Source organism: Streptomyces sp. NPDC041968, assembly GCF_055589025.1.
The window spans coordinates 54,453-71,471 of the sequence record NZ_JBVJCB010000017.1; the positions used below are offsets into that span (position 1 = coordinate 54,453).

Below are 17,019 nucleotides of genomic sequence, written 5' to 3' on the forward strand. Positions count from 1 at the left end.
GGTGGCATCGGCATCCTGTCCCGAACCCGGGAAATCGCGCATCCCGGACACAGTCTCGGACTCCTCCGCTTGGGCGTCTTTTTGCCATTTCTTCACGCGCACGCACTTCCCCCCACGGGACGGTTCCGGGTGCGCGTACGACGCCGAGCACTCGCCGGCCGAACCGGCCCTCACCTGGTTCGAGCGCCCCCTGTACCACACCGTGCTCAGGTCAAGAATGTAGCGCACGCGGAGGATGTGTGGTTCCCACGTGTCACTTATGGGCGGACATCACACCGGCGTCGACGGCCGGAATCCACCCCTCGGCGGGTCGGCGCAACCAGCCCTCCTCCGCCGCGACCTGCGCCGCCGCCCGGCGGAGCGCGTCAAGGGCCGGGTGTACCAGCCCCTTTCGCCACACCAGTGATACGGGCGACAGCGGCACCGGATCGACGAGCGGGCGCACCACCGTCGACGCCATGGCCGGAAAGCTCGCCACGGCGAGGATCGGATTGCGCGTCTTGTCCATGATCCGTTGGAATTCCTCCTCCCCGACGGCCAGCGGAACGGGTGGTGCCACCGCGATGCCGCGTCCCTCGAACAGGTGGTGCGCGAGGTCCGTCCACTCCGGCGTCCGCGGGTTGCCGGCGCCGGCGTACACGGTCTCGCCCGCGAGCGCGGCGAGCGGCACCTGTGCCAGCCGGGCCAGCGGGTGGTTCTCGGGCAGGACGACCGCCATGGGCTCGTAGCGCACCGGCTGGTGGCCGAGGCCGGCCCGCAGCGCCGGGGAGAGGCCCGCGAACCGGCCGAAGGAGGCGTCGAGGCGGCCCGCGAGCAGTTCGGCGGCGGCGTAGGTCAGTCCACTCTCGTAACGCGCCATCAGCTCCGCCTGGGGCGCCAGGTCCCGGGCCCGTTCCAGGACCAGGCGGTGGGTGGCCAGCCCCGGGGAGTTGAGGTCGACCAGCAGCGGGCGGGCCTGCCCGAAGGCGGCCAGAAGGTCGTCCTGCGCCTGGAGGACGCGGCGGGCGTACGGCAGCAGCCGCTCACCGTCGGCCGTGAGGGTCACCTGCCGGGTGGTCCGGACGAACAGCTCGGCGCCCAGTTCCCGCTCCAGGCGCCGTACGTCCCTGCTGAGCGCCTGCTGGGCCACGTACAGGCGGGCGGCGGCGCGGGTGAAGTGCAGGTCCTCGGCGACGGTGACGAAGGCGCGCAGGAGGCGGGGATCGAGGTGGGCGGGTGCGGGCATCCGGCGAACTTACAACAGGGGTGCGTGAATGGGGCGGGAGAAGGTGTTGGACCCCGTGATCACCCCGGGGCGACGGTGGGCGCATGCCGCAACCGCCTTCCGTACGCCCGTCCACGCCCCCCGCCCTCCTGTCCCTGACGGCGGACACCCTGGTCGCCGCCGACTTCCGTCCGCGCTCCCGGCACCGGCCGCCCGGCCCGTACCGGCGTCTCCTCTCCACCCCCGGCGCCCGCGGCTTCACGATCGGGAATCTCATGGCGCGGATGCCCATGGGCATGTTCAGCGTGAGCGCGGTCGTGATGATCGCCGGGGAGCACGGTTCCTACGCCCTGGCCGGCGCCGTCACCGCGACGGGGCTGGCGGCGACGGCGGTCGTCGCGCCGTGGACCGCGCGACTCGTCGACCGGCACGGCCAGGCCAGGGTGGCGCTGCCCGCCACCCTGGTCGCCGCCCTGGGTTCGCTCGCCCTGCTGCTGTGCGTCCGGTACGACGCGCCCGCCTGGACGCTGTTCGCCGCGTACGCGGCCACCGCGACGACGCCCAACACCGGCGGCATGGCCCGCGCCCGCTGGGCCCACCTGCTGCGGGGCAGGAGGGACGCCGCCGAGGCCCTGCACACCGCGAACTCCTTCGAGCAGGCCGCGGACGAGCTGTGCTTCATGCTGGGGCCGGTCCTCGCCGCGTTCCTGTGCACGACGTGGTTCCCGGAGGCGGGCACGCTCGTCGGCGTGGTCCTGCTGGTGACCGGCATGCTGGTCTTCACCGCCCAGCGCTCGACCGAGCCGCCGGCCCGGCCGCGCCCGACCGCGAAGGCGCCCCTGCGCGTCCCCGGCATCCCGCCGCTGCTGGCCGTGTGCCTGGCGACGGGCGGGGTGTTCGGGGCCATGGAGGTCGTCACGATCGCGTTCGCGGACGCACAGGGGCACCGAGCGGCCGCCGGTGTGGTCCTCGGACTCCAGGCGGCCGGCTCCTGCGCGGCGGGGCTGGTGTACGGGGCGACGAGGCCCACCGGGTCGGCCGAGCACCGCCTGCCGTGGTGCGTCGCCGCGATGGCCGCCCTGCTGACGCTGCCGCTGATCGCGGCGTCGCTCACGGGCTCCCTGCCGCTGCTGGCGCTCACGCTGCTCGTCGCCGGGATGGCGACCGCCCCGACGATGGTCACCACGATGACCCTGGTCCAGCAGCGCACCCCGGAGGGGCGCCTGAACGAGGGGATGACCCTGGCGGTGACGGGTCTGCTCGGCGGCATCGCCTGCGGCAGCGCGGCGGGCGGCTGGACGGTGGAACACGCCTCCCCCACGGCCGGCTACGGCGTCCCGGTCACGGCGGCGGCGCTGGCCCTGCTGCTCGCCCTGGCCTCCTCCGCCCGGGGTGCGGCGCACGGGCCGCGGGCATGACGAAGGCCCCGCCGCGTGGAGCGGCGGGGCCTTGGCCCACATGGGAACTGTGGAGATGGCGGGAATCGAACCCGCGTCCAACGGTGCGGAATCAGGGCTTCTCCGTGTGCAGTCCGCTTCGATTTTCTCAGCCCCGGAGATCACGCGGACAAGTCTCCGACGGGCTCAGTCACTGTTTGGTTTCCCTCTTCACCCCGTGACCGGGATCAAGGTTTAGTCCCCTAGCTGATGCCAGGATCCGGGTCGGGAACAGCCCCGGGCTGACACTCCCGTAGTAGGAGGCTCGCTTCGCTACCTGAGATCAGGCAGCGAGGGCGAAGGCCTGCTGGGAGGAATCGCGCTTGGTGTTGGCGATTATTTTTTTCGGCCTGTGGTTTACGAGATCATGGCCGCTTCCTCGACACGCTTCCCCTGCTTCGACAGCCGCTGTCGAAACCGATCATCCCCATGTTGATTTTTCAATCCGCGCACCCGCGTGGGGTGCGTTCACCATCGTACGTGACCAACGCACGCGGGTGCCAGCCTATTCCTTCCCCTGCCGGGAGGTCAGGCCCGCTGCTTGCGCCTGATCGCCGAGATCGTGCGCTCCGCCTCGCGGCGGTCCTGCTTCTCCCGCAGGGTCTGCCGCTTGTCGTACTCCTTCTTGCCGCGCGCCAGCGCGATCTCCACCTTGGCCCGGCCGTCCTTGAAGTAGAGCGCCAGGGGCACGATCGTGTGACCGGTCTCCTGGGACTTCGACTCCAGCTTGTCGATCTCCACGCGGTGCAGCAGCAGCTTCCGCTTGCGGCGGGCACTGTGGTTGGTCCAGGTGCCCTGGCTGTACTCGGGCACGTGCACGTTGTGCAGCCACGCCTCGTTGCCGTCCAGCTGCACGAAGCCGTCGGCCAGCGACGCACGCCCCTGGCGCAGCGACTTCACCTCGGTCCCGGACAGGACCAGGCCTGCCTCGTAGGTGTCGAGGATCTGGTAGTCGTGCCGCGCCTTCTTGTTCTGCGCGATCAGCTTGCGCCCTTTTTCCTTAGCCATAGTGCCGCCCATTTTGGCACTAGGGAGGGGGCCCGCGGAAAGCCGATTACGGGAGGGGCGCCGACGGGAGCGCCCGCCTACCGCCCCAGTCCGCTGAGCACCGTCCGCGCCCGGTCCAGCGCGGCCGGGCCGGCCGGGTCGACCACCAGGTCGGGTGTGATGCCCGTGCCGTCCACGCCGCGGCCGGAGGGGGTGCGGTAGTGCCCGACGGTCAGCTCGGCCACCGAGCCCCCGGGCAGCCGGCTCGGCATCTGCACCGAGCCCTTGCCGAAGGTGCGGGAGCCCAGGACGACGGCGCGTCCGCGGTCCTGGAGGGCTCCGGTGAGCAGCTCGGCCGCGCTCATCGTGCCGTCGTCGACGAGCGCGACCAGGGGTCTGCCGGTGTCGCCGCCGGGGTCGGCGTGCAGGGCCCGCTGCTCGCCGTCGACGTCGTAGGTGGCGACCAGACCGCCGTCGAGGAAGGCGGAGGCGGCGGTCACGGCCTCGGCCACCAGGCCGCCGCTGTTGCCGCGCAGGTCGAGAACGACGCCCGCGCCGGACGGCACCCGCGCGACGGCGGCCCGCACCTGTGCGCCGACCCCCTTGGTGAAGGAGGTGACCTTGACGACGGTGACGCCGCCGGCGAGTGTGCGCACGGCCACGGGGTCGGTGGACAGCGTGGCCCGGCGGACGGTCCTGGTCCAGGAGCGCGAGCCGCGTTCCAGGCCGAGCCGGACGGCGGTGCCGGCGGGTTCGGCCTCGGTGTCGCCGCGCAGTATCGAGACGACCTCGGTGACCGGGCGTCCGTCGACCCGCTCGCCGTCGACGCTGCGCAGCCGGTCGCCCTCGCGGATCCCGGCGCCGGCGGCGGGCGACCCGGAACGCACCCGCGTCACCTCGATGCGGCCGTCGCGCTCGCGGCGCGCGGAGAGCCCGACCCCGGTGTACCGGCCGTCGAGGGCCTCCTCCAACTCCTCGTACTCGCCCGGGGAGTAGACGGCTCCCCAGCGGTCGCCGCTGCGGCTGACGGCCTGTTCGGCGGCCTCCACGGGGGACTTGCCGTCGGCCATCGCCTCGGCGGCGGCGCGGGCCACCTGCTCCTGCCGTCCGGCGGGAGCGGCCGGGCGGGCCGTGTCGGGCGCGGGTTTCCGGTCGCCGCCGGGGAGCGAGCCGGTGGCGGCGCCCGCGACGAGTACACCGGCGAACAGCAAGGTCAGGGTGGCCCCGTGGCGTGCGCGGCGGGGCTGACAGAACAGGTCACGACCTGACATGCCGGTGAGTCTAGGACAAGGCGAGAGGGCCGAACGGTCGCTTGCCCGTTCGGCCCTCTTGGCATGTGTCACACCTTCAGGTACTTGCGCAGCGCGAAGAACGCGGCCAACGCGGGCATCAGCAGGCTCGTGGCGAGGATGAGCGGCAGCTTCGTCAGCAGCGCGTCCCAGCCGATGAAGTCGATCAGGGCCAGCTTCTCGGACAGGGCGAGCCCGTGGTCGATGAGGAAGTACCGCGCGGCGACCAGGAACGCGCAGGCGACCCCGCCGCCGATGAGCCCGGCGACCGCGGCCTCCATGATGAACGGCGCCTGGATGTAGAAGCCCGAGGCGCCGACCAGCCGCATGATGCCGGTCTCGCGCCGCCGGCTGAACGCCGAGACCCGCACGGTGTTCACGATCAGCATGAGCGCGACGACCAGCATGAGCGCCATCACCGCGCGCGCGGCCCAGTTCATACCGTTGAGGAGTTCGAAGAGGCTGTCCAGGGTCGCGCGCTGGTCCGCCACGGACTGCACGCCGTCCCGGCCCTCGAAGGCGGTCGCGATGACCTGGTACTTCTCCGGGTCCTTCAGCTTGATCCGGTACGACTCCTGCATCTGGTCCGGCGTGAGCGAACTGGCCAGCGGCGAGTCGCCGAACTGGTCCTTGTAGTGCTTGTACGCCTCGTCCTGCGACTCGTACGTCACCTTGTCCACGACCGACAGCTTGTCGAGGTCGGCGAGGATCTGCTTCTTCTGGTCCTCGGTCACCGCGCCCTTGGCACAGGCGGGGTCGGACTTCGCGTCGCTCTTGTTGCAGAGGTAGACGGTGACGTTGACCTTGTCGTACCAGTAGCCCTTCATGGTGTTGACCTGGTCGCTCATCAGCAGTGAACCGCCGAACAGGGCCAGGGACAGGGCGACCGAGACGATGACCGCGAAGGTCATCGTGAGATTGCGACGGAGACCGACACCGATCTCCGAGAGGACGAACTGGGCGCGCATGGCGTCTCGTCAAGCCTTTCCGTTGCTCGTCAGTGCTGGTAGCCGTAGACGCCGCGCGCCTGGTCGCGGACGAGGCGACCCTTCTCCAGCTCGATGACGCGCTTGCGCATCTGGTCCACGATGTTCTGGTCGTGGGTGGCCATGATCACGGTGGTGCCCGTCCGGTTGATGCGGTCGAGCAGCTTCATGATGCCGACCGAGGTCTGCGGGTCCAGGTTGCCGGTGGGCTCGTCGGCGATCAGGAGCTTGGGCCGGTTCACGAAGGCGCGTGCGATGGCGACGCGCTGCTGCTCACCGCCCGACAGCTCACCGGGCCTGCGGTCCTCCTTGCCGCCGAGCCCGACCAGGTCGAGGACCTGCGGCACGGACTTGCGGATCTCGCCGCGGGACTTGCCGATGACCTCCTGGGCGAAGGCCACGTTCTCGCCGACCGTCTTGTTCGGCAGCAGGCGGAAGTCCTGGAACACGGTCCCCAACTGGCGCCGCATCTGCGGCACCTTCCAGTTGGACAGGCGGGCGAGGTCCTTGCCCAGGACGTGCACCTGGCCGTGGCTGCACCGCTCCTCGCGGAGGACGAGCCGCAGGAAGGTGGACTTTCCGGAGCCGGAGGACCCCACGAGGAAGACGAACTCGCCCTTCTCGACCTCCAGGGAGACATCCCTGAGGGCTGGGTGGTTCTGCTTCGGGTAGACCTTGGAGACGTTGTCGAATCGGATCACGGGTGCACCACGGGTCGCCGGGGGTAGATGAGCGTGACCATACGCGAACCGGGGAGCGCGCCGCAGTCACCGGCCGGGGTTGCGCGACAGTGGCACGTTTTGTCCCCGTCCTTACGGGGCATGCACCGGGGTCCGGCCTCGGGGGGAAGGCGCGCGGGGCCCCACGGAACCTGGCACAGTGGAAGGGGAACGTTCACGGCGGTGTGGGCGTTGACCTGACGGAGCCGGCGGCAAGGAGGGCGAGCGCATGACGTACGACCGGTTGGTGTGCGCGAACTGCGCGGCGCCCGTGAGCGAGGGCCGGTGCCCGGTGTGCCGGGCAAACCGCGAGCGGCTGCAGCAGGGGAACTTCCTCGCGGGCCTGAATCCGATGACGCTGGTCGCACTGCTGGCGGTGCTGATCGCGGCGATGGCCCTGCTGGCCCACCAGACCGTCTGAGGCCCCCGGAGGGCCCCTCCCGGGCCCAGAGGGCGCGGGACGAGGGGACAGGGACGAGGAAAGGGCCCGGAGCGGGTGCGCTCCGGGCCCTTTCGTCCGCGTTCGCTGCGCGTACGCGGGTGGCTACCTCAGGCAGCCGCTCCGCCGCGGCCGTTCATCATGCGCGGCAGCATGCGGAAGCCGATGCCGCCGGCGATCATCGTGGCGGCGCCGACCAGCAGGAACGTGGTCTCCGCGGCGCCGGTCTCGGCGAGCTCGTCACCGCTGCCCTGGGCGGCGGTGTCGGAGGCCGGGGCCTCGTCGCCGGTGTCGGTCAGGGCGGAGGAACCCTCGTCCTGGGTGACGTTGTCGTTGCTGCCGCCGTCGGGGGCGGTGTTGTCGCCGCCACCGGTCCCGCCGTTGCCGCCGGTGCCGCCGCCCGTGGTCTGCGAGCCGCCGTTGTCGCCGTTGCCACCGTTGTCGCCGGTGCCGCCGTTGTCACCGGAGCCGCCGTTGTCACCGCCCTCGGAGGTGCCCGTCGAGGTTCCCTCGGAGGTGCCCTCCGTGGTGCCCTCGGACGTACCCACCGAAGAGCCCTCGGAGGTGCCTTCCGTCGTGCCCTCGGAGGTGCCCTCCGTGGTGCCTTCGGTGGCGCCCTCCGTGGTGCCTTCGGTGGTGCCCTCGGACGTCCCCTCCGTGGTGCCCTCGGACGTGCCTTCGGTGGTGCCCTCGGAGGTGCCCTCCGTGGTGCCCTCGGTCACGCCGACGATCGCGCCCTCGGTGGTCCCCTCGGTGGTGCCCTCCGTGGTGCCCTCGGTGTCACCCTCGCCCTGGACGCTCACGCCGACGCCGACGTTGGCGTCGCCGACACCCACGCCCACGCCGATGTCGAGCGCCGAAGCGGCACCCGCGGCGGTCAGGGAGGCGCCGGCCGCGATCACTGCGCCGGCCGCTATGCGCGCGACACGGATGCGCGTCTTCTTCGTCATGTAGTTGCTACCCCCAGTAGCCGATGAGTCGGTGAGGCCGCACTCGGGGCCGTGATCGACGGAGGTGGCTGTTTACTGACGTCCCCCGGTTCACATGCGCCCCGTAAATACGCATGCCGCGCCTCACCCTGGCGAATGTTCAAAGCAACGTCAAGGCCATTGCGTACGCGATGTCCAGGTACGGGACGTATGCCGGACACAAAGGGTGTGAGTGTGATGTAAAACCCGGACATCACCGGCGTCCGGGCGGCAGACAAAAGGCAACCGCCCCCGAAACGGCGGCAGTTGCCTTGTCGACAAAGCGGTCTCAGCGCTTCGCCCTACTTCTCCTGCTGCTTGCGCCAGCGAATTCCGGCCTCCAGGAACCCGTCGATCTCACCGTTGAACACGGCCTCCGGGTTGCCCACTTCGTGCTCGGTGCGCAGGTCCTTGACCATCTGGTACGGGTGCAGCACGTAAGAACGCATCTGGTTGCCCCAGGAGTTGCCGCCGTCGCCCTTGAGGGCGTCCATCTTGGCCTGCTCCTCCTGGCGGCGCCGCTCCAGCAGCTTGGCCTGGAGGACGTTCATCGCCGTGGCCTTGTTCTGGATCTGGGAGCGCTCGTTCTGGCAGGAGACCACGATGCCGGTGGGGAGGTGGGTGAGTCGCACCGCGGAGTCGGTGGTGTTCACACCCTGTCCACCGGGGCCGGAGGACCGGTACACGTCCACCCGCAGCTCGGACTCGTCGATCTCGATGTGGTCGGTCTGCTCGACCACCGGGAGGATCTCGACGCCCGCGAAGGAGGTCTGGCGGCGCCCCTGGTTGTCGAAGGGCGAGATGCGCACCAGGCGGTGGGTGCCCTGCTCCACGGAGAGGGTGCCGTAGGCGTACGGCGCCTGGACGGCGAAGGTCGTCGACTTGATGCCGGCCTCCTCCGCGTACGACGTCTCGTAGACCTCGGTCTTGTAGCCGCGCTGCTCGGCCCAGCGCAGGTACATCCGCTGGAGCTTCTCGGCGAAGTCCGCGGCGTCCACGCCACCGGCTTCGGCGCGGATGTTGACCAGCGCCTCACGGGCGTCGTACTCGCCCGAGAGCAGGGTGCGGACCTCCATCTCGTCCAGCGCCTTCTTCACGGCCGTGAGCTCGGACTCGGCCTCGGCGCGGGTGTCCGGGTCGTCCTCCTCCTCGGCCATCTCGAAGAGCACCGCGAGATCGTCGATCCGGCCGCGCAGGCCCTCGGCCTTCCGCACCTCCGCCTGGAGGTGGGAGAGCTTGCTCGTGATCTTCTGCGCCGCCTCCGGGTCGTCCCACAGGGAGGGTGCTGCCGCCTGCTCCTCGAGCACGGCGATGTCTGCCCTCAGCCTGTCCAGGTCCAGGACGGCCTCGATCGACTCCATGGTCGAGGAGAGGGACTTCAGCTCTTCGGATACATCGACGACTGCCACGCATCCAGCGTAACGGCTCCGTCCACCGGCTTTCGCCGGGTCGTCGCGGTGTCCGTGGCGACCCGGCCCCGGGCCTCAGGGCGAGGCCGGTGCCGAGTTCCGCGTGTCCTGCGGGTCCGCGCCGCTCTCGTCACCGCCCGTGGCGAGCCAGGTACCGGCGCCGATCGCGGCCACCAGGGCGACCACGCCGGCGCCCACCGCCAGCCGGCGGCGCCGGGCGGCGGCGCGGTTGCGGGCGGAGCCGGGGCGCGGGGCACCGGCGGCGCGCGGGGCGCGGGCGGTGCCGCGGGCTCCGCCGGCCAGCTCGTCGGGGGCGGGCACGCGCATGGAGGTGTGCGTGTCGCGGTTGGAGTCCGCCGGTGCGGAGCCCGGCACCAGGGGCACCGCTCCCCGGCGCCGTACCGGCTCCCCGGAGGGCGCGGCGGACGCCGGGGGCTCCTCCGGGGCGTCCTCGTCCTGCTCGGTGTCGGGCTCGTCCACGTCCAGCGGCCCCATGCCGACCAGCATCGGCAGCAGCTCGCGCAGCCGGTCCCCCAGCTCGGAGGCGCGCAGCCGGGAGGCCGGGGCCTTGGCGAGGCACTGGACGAGGAGCTGCCACAGCTCGTCGGGGATGCCCGGGAGGGGGACGACCGTCTCCGTCACGTGGCGGCGCAGCACCGCGCCCGGGTGGCCCCCGCCGAACGGCGTGAAGCCCGCGAGCAGCTCGTACAGCACCGTGGCCAGGGCGTAGATGTCCACGGCCGCGCGCGGGGGCAGGCCTTCGACGATCTCCGGGGCCAGGTAGTCGGGCGTGCCGATGATCTTCGTGGCGCGGGTGCGCCGGGGGGTGTCGATGAGCTTGGCGACCCCGAAGTCGGTCAGCAGGGCCGGGTGGGAGCCGCCGGGGCCGAGCGGGCCCTGCATGTCGAGCAGCACGTTCTCGGGCTTGACGTCGCGGTGCACGACCCCGGCGGCGTGCGCGGCGGCCAGGCCGTCGGCGACGTCGGCGGCGATGGCGACCGCCGCCTCGGGCGCCAGGCGCCGCTCCCGGTCCAGGCGGGTCCGCAGGTCCGTCCCCCGGACCAGGTCCATCACCAGCGCGAGGTCGTTGCCGTCGACCACCAGGTCGCGCACGGAGACCACGTGCGGGTGGTCCAGGCCGAGCAGCGCGGTGCGCTCCTGCACGAAGCGGGAGACCAGCTCCTGGTCGGACGCCAGGTCCTCGCGCAGCAGCTTGATCGCGACGGGCCCCTCGGGTCCCTCGCCCAGCCACACCGTGCCGGCGCTGCCCCGCCCCAGGATCTGGTGGGCGGTGTACCGGCTGCCGATCTTCCGTGCCAAGACTGCTCCTACCGACGCGTGTTGCGCCTAAACGTACGCGCCCGCGGAGCCGACCTTCACGGGGGAGCCGGAAATCACCCGCCGGATGTCGACAAATCTCCAGACTCGCCGTCGGATCCGGGGGAACGGGACCCGCCGGAGGCTCAGTTGCCGGTCGACGTACCGCCGCCCGAGCCGCTGCCGCCGCCCAGGTCCCCGATCCAGTCGGTCACGGTGGTGAACCAGTCGCTGAGCTGCTCCCAGTAGCCCTTGCCCGTGCCGATCCAGTCCTGCAGGGGGCTCAGCTCCCAGATCAGCCAGCCGGCCACGACCAGGATGACGAGCGTGAACAGGCAGCCCTTGAGACAGCCCAGCCCGGGGATGCGCATCGGGTTGGCGCTGCGCTGCCGCGGCGGCCGGGGCTCGCGCCGGGGCGGCTGGGGCTCGGGCGCGGGCGGCGGGGCGTAACGCTGCGGCTGGGGCCGCTGAGGCTGCGCGGGCTGCTGCGGCTGAGGGGTGGCGTAGCGCTGCGGCTGTTGCTGCTGCGGGTACCCGTAACCGGGCTGCTGGGGCGGCGGGCCCTGCGGTGCCTGGCGGGGCTGCTGCTGCGGGCGGGCGACCTGCCGCTGGGGGCGGCGGCGCAGCGGGTCCTGGTTCGGGTCGAGGTACTGGACCTGCGTCTGCTCGTTGCGGTCGCGGGCGGCGCGGAGCTGGTTCTGCCAGGGGTGGGGGTCCTCCGGTCCGCCCTGCTGCCCCGGTCCGCCCGGCTGCCCCGGGGGCACGGGCGGCATGACGGCGGTCGGGTCGGCGGCGCCCCGGTGGGGGAGCACGGCGGTGGGGTCGGCGGCGCCCGACGGGTTGCCGGTCTGCGGCAGGACGCTGGTGGCGCCGTTCGGGTCGTGGGCACCGGGCGGGTTCTGCGGCAGGACCTGCGTCGGGTCGGCGGCGCCGGGGGCTCCCGGGACCGGCGCGGGGGCCGGGTCGGGGGCGAGGAGCACGCCGACGTTCTCGGCGGCGCCGATCTGCGCGCTGCCGGCGTGCACACCGATGCCCTCGGCGACCACGCGCAGGCCGCGGGCGAGGTTCTCGGCGCTGGGGCGCTCGTCGGGGTTCTTGCGCAGGCAGCGCTCGATGACCGTCCACAGCGGGTCGGGGACGGTGGAGGGGCGGCGCGGTTCGGCGCTCAGGTGCTGGTGCAGCACCTCCAGCGCGGAGCCTCCGGCGAACGGGGGCCGGCCGGTGACCAGCTCGTACAGCAGGATGCCGGCGCCGTAGATGTCGACGGCGGAGGTCTGCGGGCGGCCCTCGGCGGACTCCGGCGCCACGTAGGCGGGGGTGCCGACGAACTCGTGGGTGCGGGTCAGGCCGGGTGAGTCGGCGAGGCGGGCGATGCCGAAGTCGGTGAGCATCGGGTGCATCTCGCCGCCGGTCTGCCTCAGCAGCACGTTGGCCGGCTTCAGGTCGCGGTGGACGACGCCGTCCTCGTGGCTGGCGGCGAGGGCGTCGGCGATCTGGGCCGTGAGCAGGGCCGCGGCGACCGGGGTGAACGGCCCGTTCTCGCGCAGGTAGCGGTGCAGGTCGGGGCCCTCGACGAGGTCCATGACCAGCGCCAGCAGCTCGCCCTCGACGACCAGGTCCCGGACCCGGACGATGTTGGGGTGGGTGAGCCGGAGCAGGACGGAGCGCTCCCGCAGGAAGCGCATCACGATGTCGGGATCGCTCGCGAGCTCCTCCTTGAGGACCTTGATCGCGACGGTCTCGCCGGGCTGCCCGGCCACGGCCGCCTCGGCACCCGCGGTCTCCCGCTGGCGGGCTCGCCAGACGGTGCCCGTGGCTCCGCGACCGAGGGGCTCCTCGAGGAGGTACTTGCTGCCTACCGGCCGCACGTCATGCGCTCCCTGTTGCTTGCTGGCTGTTCCGACCCACTGTAGTGCCGCGGTGCGGGCGCCGGGCTGTCGTCGCCCTTCGGGGTTCTCGTGGGGCCGCGGGCGGGTCCCGCGCTCCGCTCGCGTTCCGTGTCCGGCACCTGTTCAGGTGCGGGTGTTCAGGTGCGTGTTCGGAGGGAAGACGCTCGACCCGGTCCCTTGGTTGCCGGGCCCGGACGTGACCGATCTCAAGCGGGCACCCTTCGATCGCCGGCACGACAGCTGTCAGGCATTTTTACGGGCAGAGCCGACCAATCAAGATCATTTGATGGCCGGTGACGGGCGCGTTGTCAGTGGCAGGTGCGAGGATGCGTGCAGTACTGGCCGACGTGCTCGTGTGGCGGTGGGGGAAGTCCGCGGTGGGGGACCGTGGTGACGGCTTCTTGTTTCCCGGCGCGCGGGCGCCCGCGCGAAGGGACCGCTGACGGCGATGCAGATCCGGCTGACCGTCGTAGACCCGCTGGGCCCGCATGCCGCGGTGGGGGGCCGCGCCGCGAGCTGCGACGTGCTGGTCACCGCACCGGCCGGCACCGCGCTGGCCGCGATCTCCTCCGCGCTGGCCGCCGTGCTCCCCGGCGGTGAGGGCCAGGGCTCCGGCCAGGTGGTGCTCTACGCCGGTGCGCAGCGGCTCGACGCCCAGCGCAGCACCCTCGGCGAGCCACCGCTCCTGGACGGCGCCGTGCTCTGCGTGGGCGCCCCGGGCGAGCCCGACCCGCACACCGAGCCGGCCGACGTCCCGGCCCAGCTGCACGTGGTCGCCGGTCCCGACGCGGGCGGCGTGCACCTGCTGCACGGCGGCCAGGTCCGGCTCGGCCGCTCGGCGGAGGCGGACGTCGCGCTGGACGACCCGGACGTCTCCCGGATGCACTGCGCCGTGACCGTCGCCGCCGACGGCCGCGTCTCGGTCGCCGACCTCGGCTCCACCAACGGCACCACACTGGACGGCACCCGCGTGGGCGACCGCCCGGTCCGCTTCGCGCCGGGGGCGCTGCTGCGGGTCGGCGAGTCGGCCCTGCGGCTCGTGCCGGTGCCCCCGGCGGACGAGGCGCGGGTGCCCACGACCTCCGACGGCGAGGGGCACGTACGGCTGCCGGCCGCCCGCACGTCCGCCGCCTTCGGCGGGGACGACGTGGTGCACGCGCGCGTGGCGGACGCGGTGGAGGGACGCGCCCCGGCGAGCGGGGCGGGAGGCTCCCCGCACCCGGGCGGCTCCGCGGCAGGCTCCCCGTACCCGGGCGGCCCGGGGGCGGGTTCCGCCCGGCCCGGTGCGGGGGCGCGTGGTCACCGGCACCCGGCCGACGCCACGGACGGCGGCGTGTACGGGGCGGGCGGGCCTCCTGCGGCCGGACGGACGGGCGGCCCCACCCCCCGGGCCGGCGCGGCGGACGGAGACCCCCGCGCGGCCGGTGCGCCGGACGGACGACCCGGGACCGGTCGCCAGGACCCGCCCGTTTCCGCCGGGCCCACCCACCACGCCTACGGCACCACGGGGTACCCCGCGGCGGGGTACGGCACCGCTCCGCACGGCGGCGCGGGGCCGGCCGGGTCACCTCAGGTGCCCGGCCAGGGAGGCGCACCCCGCATCGAGAGCCATGGGTACGACCCCGGGGCAGGTTCACCGCGCTCGTACCCGGCCGCGGGCGACACGCACGGCGCCGGAGCCGGGTCGGACGCCTTCACGGCAGGGGCGACGGCCGCCTTCGGCGGGAGCGCGGGCCCCGGCGACGCCCCCCGCCTGGACGACGGCGCCGGACGCGCGGGCACACCGCCGCGGGACGCCGATGCCCCGCAGGGCGCACGCCGGCGCGGCGGGCTCGGCGCATGGGCGCGGCGCCTGGCCGGCGGACGCGGCGGCCCGCAGCACGCGCCCGGACCCGACGCGTACACGGACGCCCTCGACGAGGAGGCGGCCCGGCCGGCGCCGACCGCCCCGACCGGCGCCTCCCGCGCGCCGGAGACCTGGCCGGACCCCGCCTCGCTGCTGCTGACGGCGCTCGGGCCGGGGCCCCGCCTGTGGGAGCGCGGCCCGGGCCACCCGGAGGCGCTCACCGTGCGGCTCGGCACGGCCGACCGGGTGGCGCCCGGCGGCGACGCGCCGCTGCCCGCCGTCCCGGTGACCGCCGGGCTGCGCGAGGTGGGGGCGCTCGGACTGGCCGGCCCGCGCGGGCGGCTCGCCGGGCTGGCCCGCTCGGTGCTGGCCCAGCTCGCCGCGCTGCACTCCGCCGACGTCCTGGAGATCGTCCTGATCAGCGCGGACCGCTCCCGCCCGCTCGCGGACCGGGCCGCCGAATGGGCCTGGCTGGGCTGGCTGCCGCAGCTGCGCCCGGGACACGGCCAGGACTGCCGCCTGTTGCTCGCCTACGACCGCGAACAGGCCGCGGCGCGCGCCGGTGAACTCCTGCGCCGCCTGGAGGACCACATGGCGGACGTCCGCTCCGGCGCACGGCCACCGGCCCCCGCCGGCACGATCCCGGCCCAGCCGACGGCCCTCGCGCGGGACGCGCGGGGGCACGGCGCGGCACCGGCGGCCGACACCGTCCGACAGCCCTCGTGGGCGCGGCCCGACGACGGCTCCGACCCGGCCGGCGGCTTCCCGGGCCCGTACACGGTGGTCGTGGTGGACGGGGACCCCGGCGGGGCGGACGTGCGCGAGACCGTGACGCGCCTGACCCTGGAGGGGCCGCGGGCCGGCATCCACGTCGTGTGCCTCGCCGAGACGGCCGCCGCCTCCCCGACCTCGCCGGTGACGGAGACCTACGAGGCGGCCTGCGCGGCGTCGCCGGTGTTCCGGAGTTGCGGTGCCGTGGCGCTGCTCAGCGGGGACGTGGCGACGGCCCTGCGGCTGCTGCGCGTCGCGCGCGCCGGCACCTCCCCCGGCACCCCGGACACCGCGTCCGCCCCCGCCGGCCCGGTCGGCCACGGCACGCTCGGCACGGTGGACGCCGTCTCCCTCGCGTGGGCCGAGCGGTTCGCCCGCGCCCTGGCTCCGCTGCGCACCGACGGCCCGGTCGGCGAGCGGCACACGCGCGTGTCCGCACCGCTGCCCCAGGCGGCCCGGCTCCTCGACGAGTTGGGCCTCGCCCGCGCCACCCCGGCCTCCCTGATGGCCCGTTGGGCGGACGCGGCCGACGACGCCCAGGCCCTCGGGGGCCGCGCGCACGCCGTGCTGGGCGCCGGACCGCGCGGCCCGGTCGCGGCGGACCTCGGCGCCGAGGGGCCGCACCTGCTGATCGAGGGCCCGCCGGGAAGCGGCCGCACCGAGCTGCTGCGGGCGATCGTGGCCTCCCTCGCCTCCGCCGAACGCCCCGACCGCCTCGGCGTCGTCCTGGTGGACGGCCGGGACAGCGTGGGCGCGGGCGGCGGACACGGCGAGGGACTGCGGGTCTGCACGGACGTACCGCACGTCACCACGCACCTCACCGCCAACGACCCGGTCCGCATGCGGGAGTTCGCGCAGTCCCTGAGCGCGGAGCTGAAGCGGCGCGCCGAGCTGCTCGGGCGGTCGCACTTCGCCGAGTGGCACAGCGGGCGGGAGGTGTCCGGCCGGCTGGTCGCCCAGCGCGGCCCCGCGGACGGGTCCGGGGCCGGGCCGGGGGCGGGCACCGGGGACGTGGAGTCCCCGCCCAGTTCCACGCTGCGGCTGCGGCCGGGCGCGGCCCGGCGCCGAGCGGAGGCCGTACCACCGCTCCCCCGCCTCGTCGTCGTCGTGGACGATCTCGACGCACTCGTCACTCCCCCGCTCGGCTCGCCCGGCCGCCCCGCGGCGGGCTCGGTGATGCGGGCGCTGGAGGCCGTAGCGCGGGAGGGCGAGCGGCTCGGCGTGCATCTGGTGGCCGCCACCACGCCGGGGGGCCGCACCTCCCAGACGGAGCCTTCGTCGCGCGCCACGCTGCGGGTCGCCCTCGACGCGCCGGTGCCGGGCCCGGACGAACCGGCGCCGGGGCGGGGGCGGTTGACCCGCCCGGACGGCCAGGTCGTGGTGTTCCAGGGCGGCCGGGTCACGGGACGCATCCCGCGGACGGCGACCCTGCGGCCCACGGTGGTCCCGCTGGAGTGGCACCGCATGGGCGACCCGCCTGCCCGGCGCCCCGTCCGGGAGCTGGGCAACGGGCCGACGGACCTGGCCCTGCTGGCCAGCGCGCTGGAGCGGGCGGCGCGGGAGGTGGCGGCGGCGGAGGTGCCGTCGCTGCTGTGACCCCGGCCGTCGACCGGCCCGCCGAAGGCGCCACCCGAGGCGGGCTCCGCGGGCCGGAGGGCCAAGGGCCGGTCCGACGATTCCCGCCCGCCTCGCGACGCCACGCGCGCACCCTCGACGCCACGCGCGCACCCTCGACGCCACGCGCACCCTGGCGCGGCCA

At 74.0% G+C, this 17,019-nt stretch carries 12 protein-coding genes and 1 other RNA gene; 3 read left to right on the forward strand and 10 right to left on the reverse strand.

The genetic code is table 11. The features are described from left to right. Positions 1–253: 253 nt before the first annotated feature. Positions 254–1,225: a LysR family transcriptional regulator gene (locus ACZ6EG_RS31730; RefSeq protein ID WP_391968235.1), complete on the reverse strand. Its 972-nt coding sequence runs from the start codon at positions 1,223–1,225 to the stop codon at positions 254–256. A gap of 83 nt (positions 1,226–1,308) precedes the next feature. Between ACZ6EG_RS31730 and ACZ6EG_RS31735 the strand changes: the two genes are divergently transcribed. Continuing rightward, a complete protein-coding gene (locus ACZ6EG_RS31735) occupies positions 1,309–2,622 on the forward strand; it encodes an MFS transporter (RefSeq protein WP_391968236.1) in 1,314 nt (437 codons plus the stop codon). Positions 2,623–2,669: 47 nt separating this feature from the next. Here the strand turns inward: ACZ6EG_RS31735 and ssrA are convergent. The 5 genes from ssrA to ftsE all read right to left on the reverse strand — a co-directional run bounded on the left by ssrA (position 2,670) and on the right by ftsE (position 6,603). Then, positions 2,670–3,069, reverse strand: a transfer-messenger RNA (tmRNA) gene (gene ssrA / locus ACZ6EG_RS31740). A 99-nt stretch (positions 3,070–3,168) separates the two neighbouring features. Next, positions 3,169–3,648, reverse strand: a complete 480-nt coding sequence (gene smpB, locus ACZ6EG_RS31745; protein WP_383640061.1) for an SsrA-binding protein SmpB — start codon at positions 3,646–3,648, stop codon at positions 3,169–3,171. A gap of 77 nt (positions 3,649–3,725) precedes the next feature. Further along, positions 3,726–4,898, reverse strand: coding sequence for a S41 family peptidase (locus ACZ6EG_RS31750; RefSeq protein WP_391968237.1), 1,173 nt, complete (start codon positions 4,896–4,898; stop codon positions 3,726–3,728). Positions 4,899–4,966: 68 nt separating this feature from the next. After that, positions 4,967–5,884 carry a permease-like cell division protein FtsX gene (ftsX, locus tag ACZ6EG_RS31755; protein ID WP_053131875.1) on the reverse strand — a complete coding sequence of 306 codons (918 nt, stop codon included), beginning with the start codon at positions 5,882–5,884 and terminating at the stop codon, positions 4,967–4,969. 29 nt (positions 5,885–5,913) lie between these two features. Continuing rightward, positions 5,914–6,603: a cell division ATP-binding protein FtsE gene (gene ftsE, locus ACZ6EG_RS31760; protein ID WP_053131878.1), complete on the reverse strand. Its 690-nt coding sequence runs from the start codon at positions 6,601–6,603 to the stop codon at positions 5,914–5,916. Between the two features lie 247 nt (positions 6,604–6,850). Between ftsE and ACZ6EG_RS31765 the strand changes: the two genes are divergently transcribed. Then, positions 6,851–7,042, forward strand: coding sequence for a hypothetical protein (locus ACZ6EG_RS31765; protein WP_384701106.1), 192 nt, complete (start codon positions 6,851–6,853; stop codon positions 7,040–7,042). Positions 7,043–7,170: 128 nt separating this feature from the next. Here the strand turns inward: ACZ6EG_RS31765 and ACZ6EG_RS31770 are convergent, their stop codons facing one another. The 4 genes from ACZ6EG_RS31770 to ACZ6EG_RS31785 form a co-directional block, all read right to left on the reverse strand. Beyond that, positions 7,171–8,010 carry a hypothetical protein gene (locus ACZ6EG_RS31770; RefSeq protein ID WP_469609835.1) on the reverse strand — a complete coding sequence of 280 codons (840 nt, stop codon included), beginning with the start codon at positions 8,008–8,010 and terminating at the stop codon, positions 7,171–7,173. Between the two features lie 320 nt (positions 8,011–8,330). Next, positions 8,331–9,437: a peptide chain release factor 2 gene (gene prfB / locus ACZ6EG_RS31775; RefSeq protein WP_391968239.1), complete on the reverse strand. Its 1,107-nt coding sequence runs from the start codon at positions 9,435–9,437 to the stop codon at positions 8,331–8,333. 75 nt (positions 9,438–9,512) lie between these two features. Further along, positions 9,513–10,757: a serine/threonine-protein kinase gene (locus ACZ6EG_RS31780; protein WP_391968240.1), complete on the reverse strand. Its 1,245-nt coding sequence runs from the start codon at positions 10,755–10,757 to the stop codon at positions 9,513–9,515. Between the two features lie 143 nt (positions 10,758–10,900). Then, a complete protein-coding gene (locus ACZ6EG_RS31785) occupies positions 10,901–12,622 on the reverse strand; it encodes a serine/threonine-protein kinase (protein ID WP_469609839.1) in 1,722 nt (573 codons plus the stop codon). A gap of 469 nt (positions 12,623–13,091) precedes the next feature. Between ACZ6EG_RS31785 and ACZ6EG_RS31790 the strand changes: the two genes are divergently transcribed. Beyond that, entirely contained in the window at positions 13,092–16,856 is a 3,765-nt protein-coding gene (locus ACZ6EG_RS31790) for an FHA domain-containing protein (RefSeq protein ID WP_469609842.1), read from the forward strand. Positions 16,857–17,019 lie beyond the last annotated feature (163 nt).

What these genes read in the sequence shown, in the direction of transcription:
- ACZ6EG_RS31730 (WP_391968235.1), bottom strand. Translation starts at nt 1,225, where the DNA reads ATGCCCGCACCCGCCCACCTCGATCCCCGCCTCCTGCGCGCCTTCGTC.
- ACZ6EG_RS31735 (WP_391968236.1), top strand. Translation starts at nt 1,309, where the DNA reads ATGCCGCAACCGCCTTCCGTACGCCCGTCCACGCCCCCCGCCCTCCTG.
- smpB (WP_383640061.1), bottom strand. Translation starts at nt 3,648, where the DNA reads ATGGCTAAGGAAAAAGGGCGCAAGCTGATCGCGCAGAACAAGAAGGCG.
- ACZ6EG_RS31750 (WP_391968237.1), bottom strand. Translation starts at nt 4,898, where the DNA reads ATGTCAGGTCGTGACCTGTTCTGTCAGCCCCGCCGCGCACGCCACGGG.
- ftsX (WP_053131875.1), bottom strand. Translation starts at nt 5,884, where the DNA reads ATGCGCGCCCAGTTCGTCCTCTCGGAGATCGGTGTCGGTCTCCGTCGC.
- ACZ6EG_RS31765 (WP_384701106.1), top strand. Translation starts at nt 6,851, where the DNA reads ATGACGTACGACCGGTTGGTGTGCGCGAACTGCGCGGCGCCCGTGAGC.
- ACZ6EG_RS31770 (WP_469609835.1), bottom strand. Translation starts at nt 8,010, where the DNA reads ATGACGAAGAAGACGCGCATCCGTGTCGCGCGCATAGCGGCCGGCGCA.
- ACZ6EG_RS31790 (WP_469609842.1), top strand. Translation starts at nt 13,092, where the DNA reads ATGCAGATCCGGCTGACCGTCGTAGACCCGCTGGGCCCGCATGCCGCG.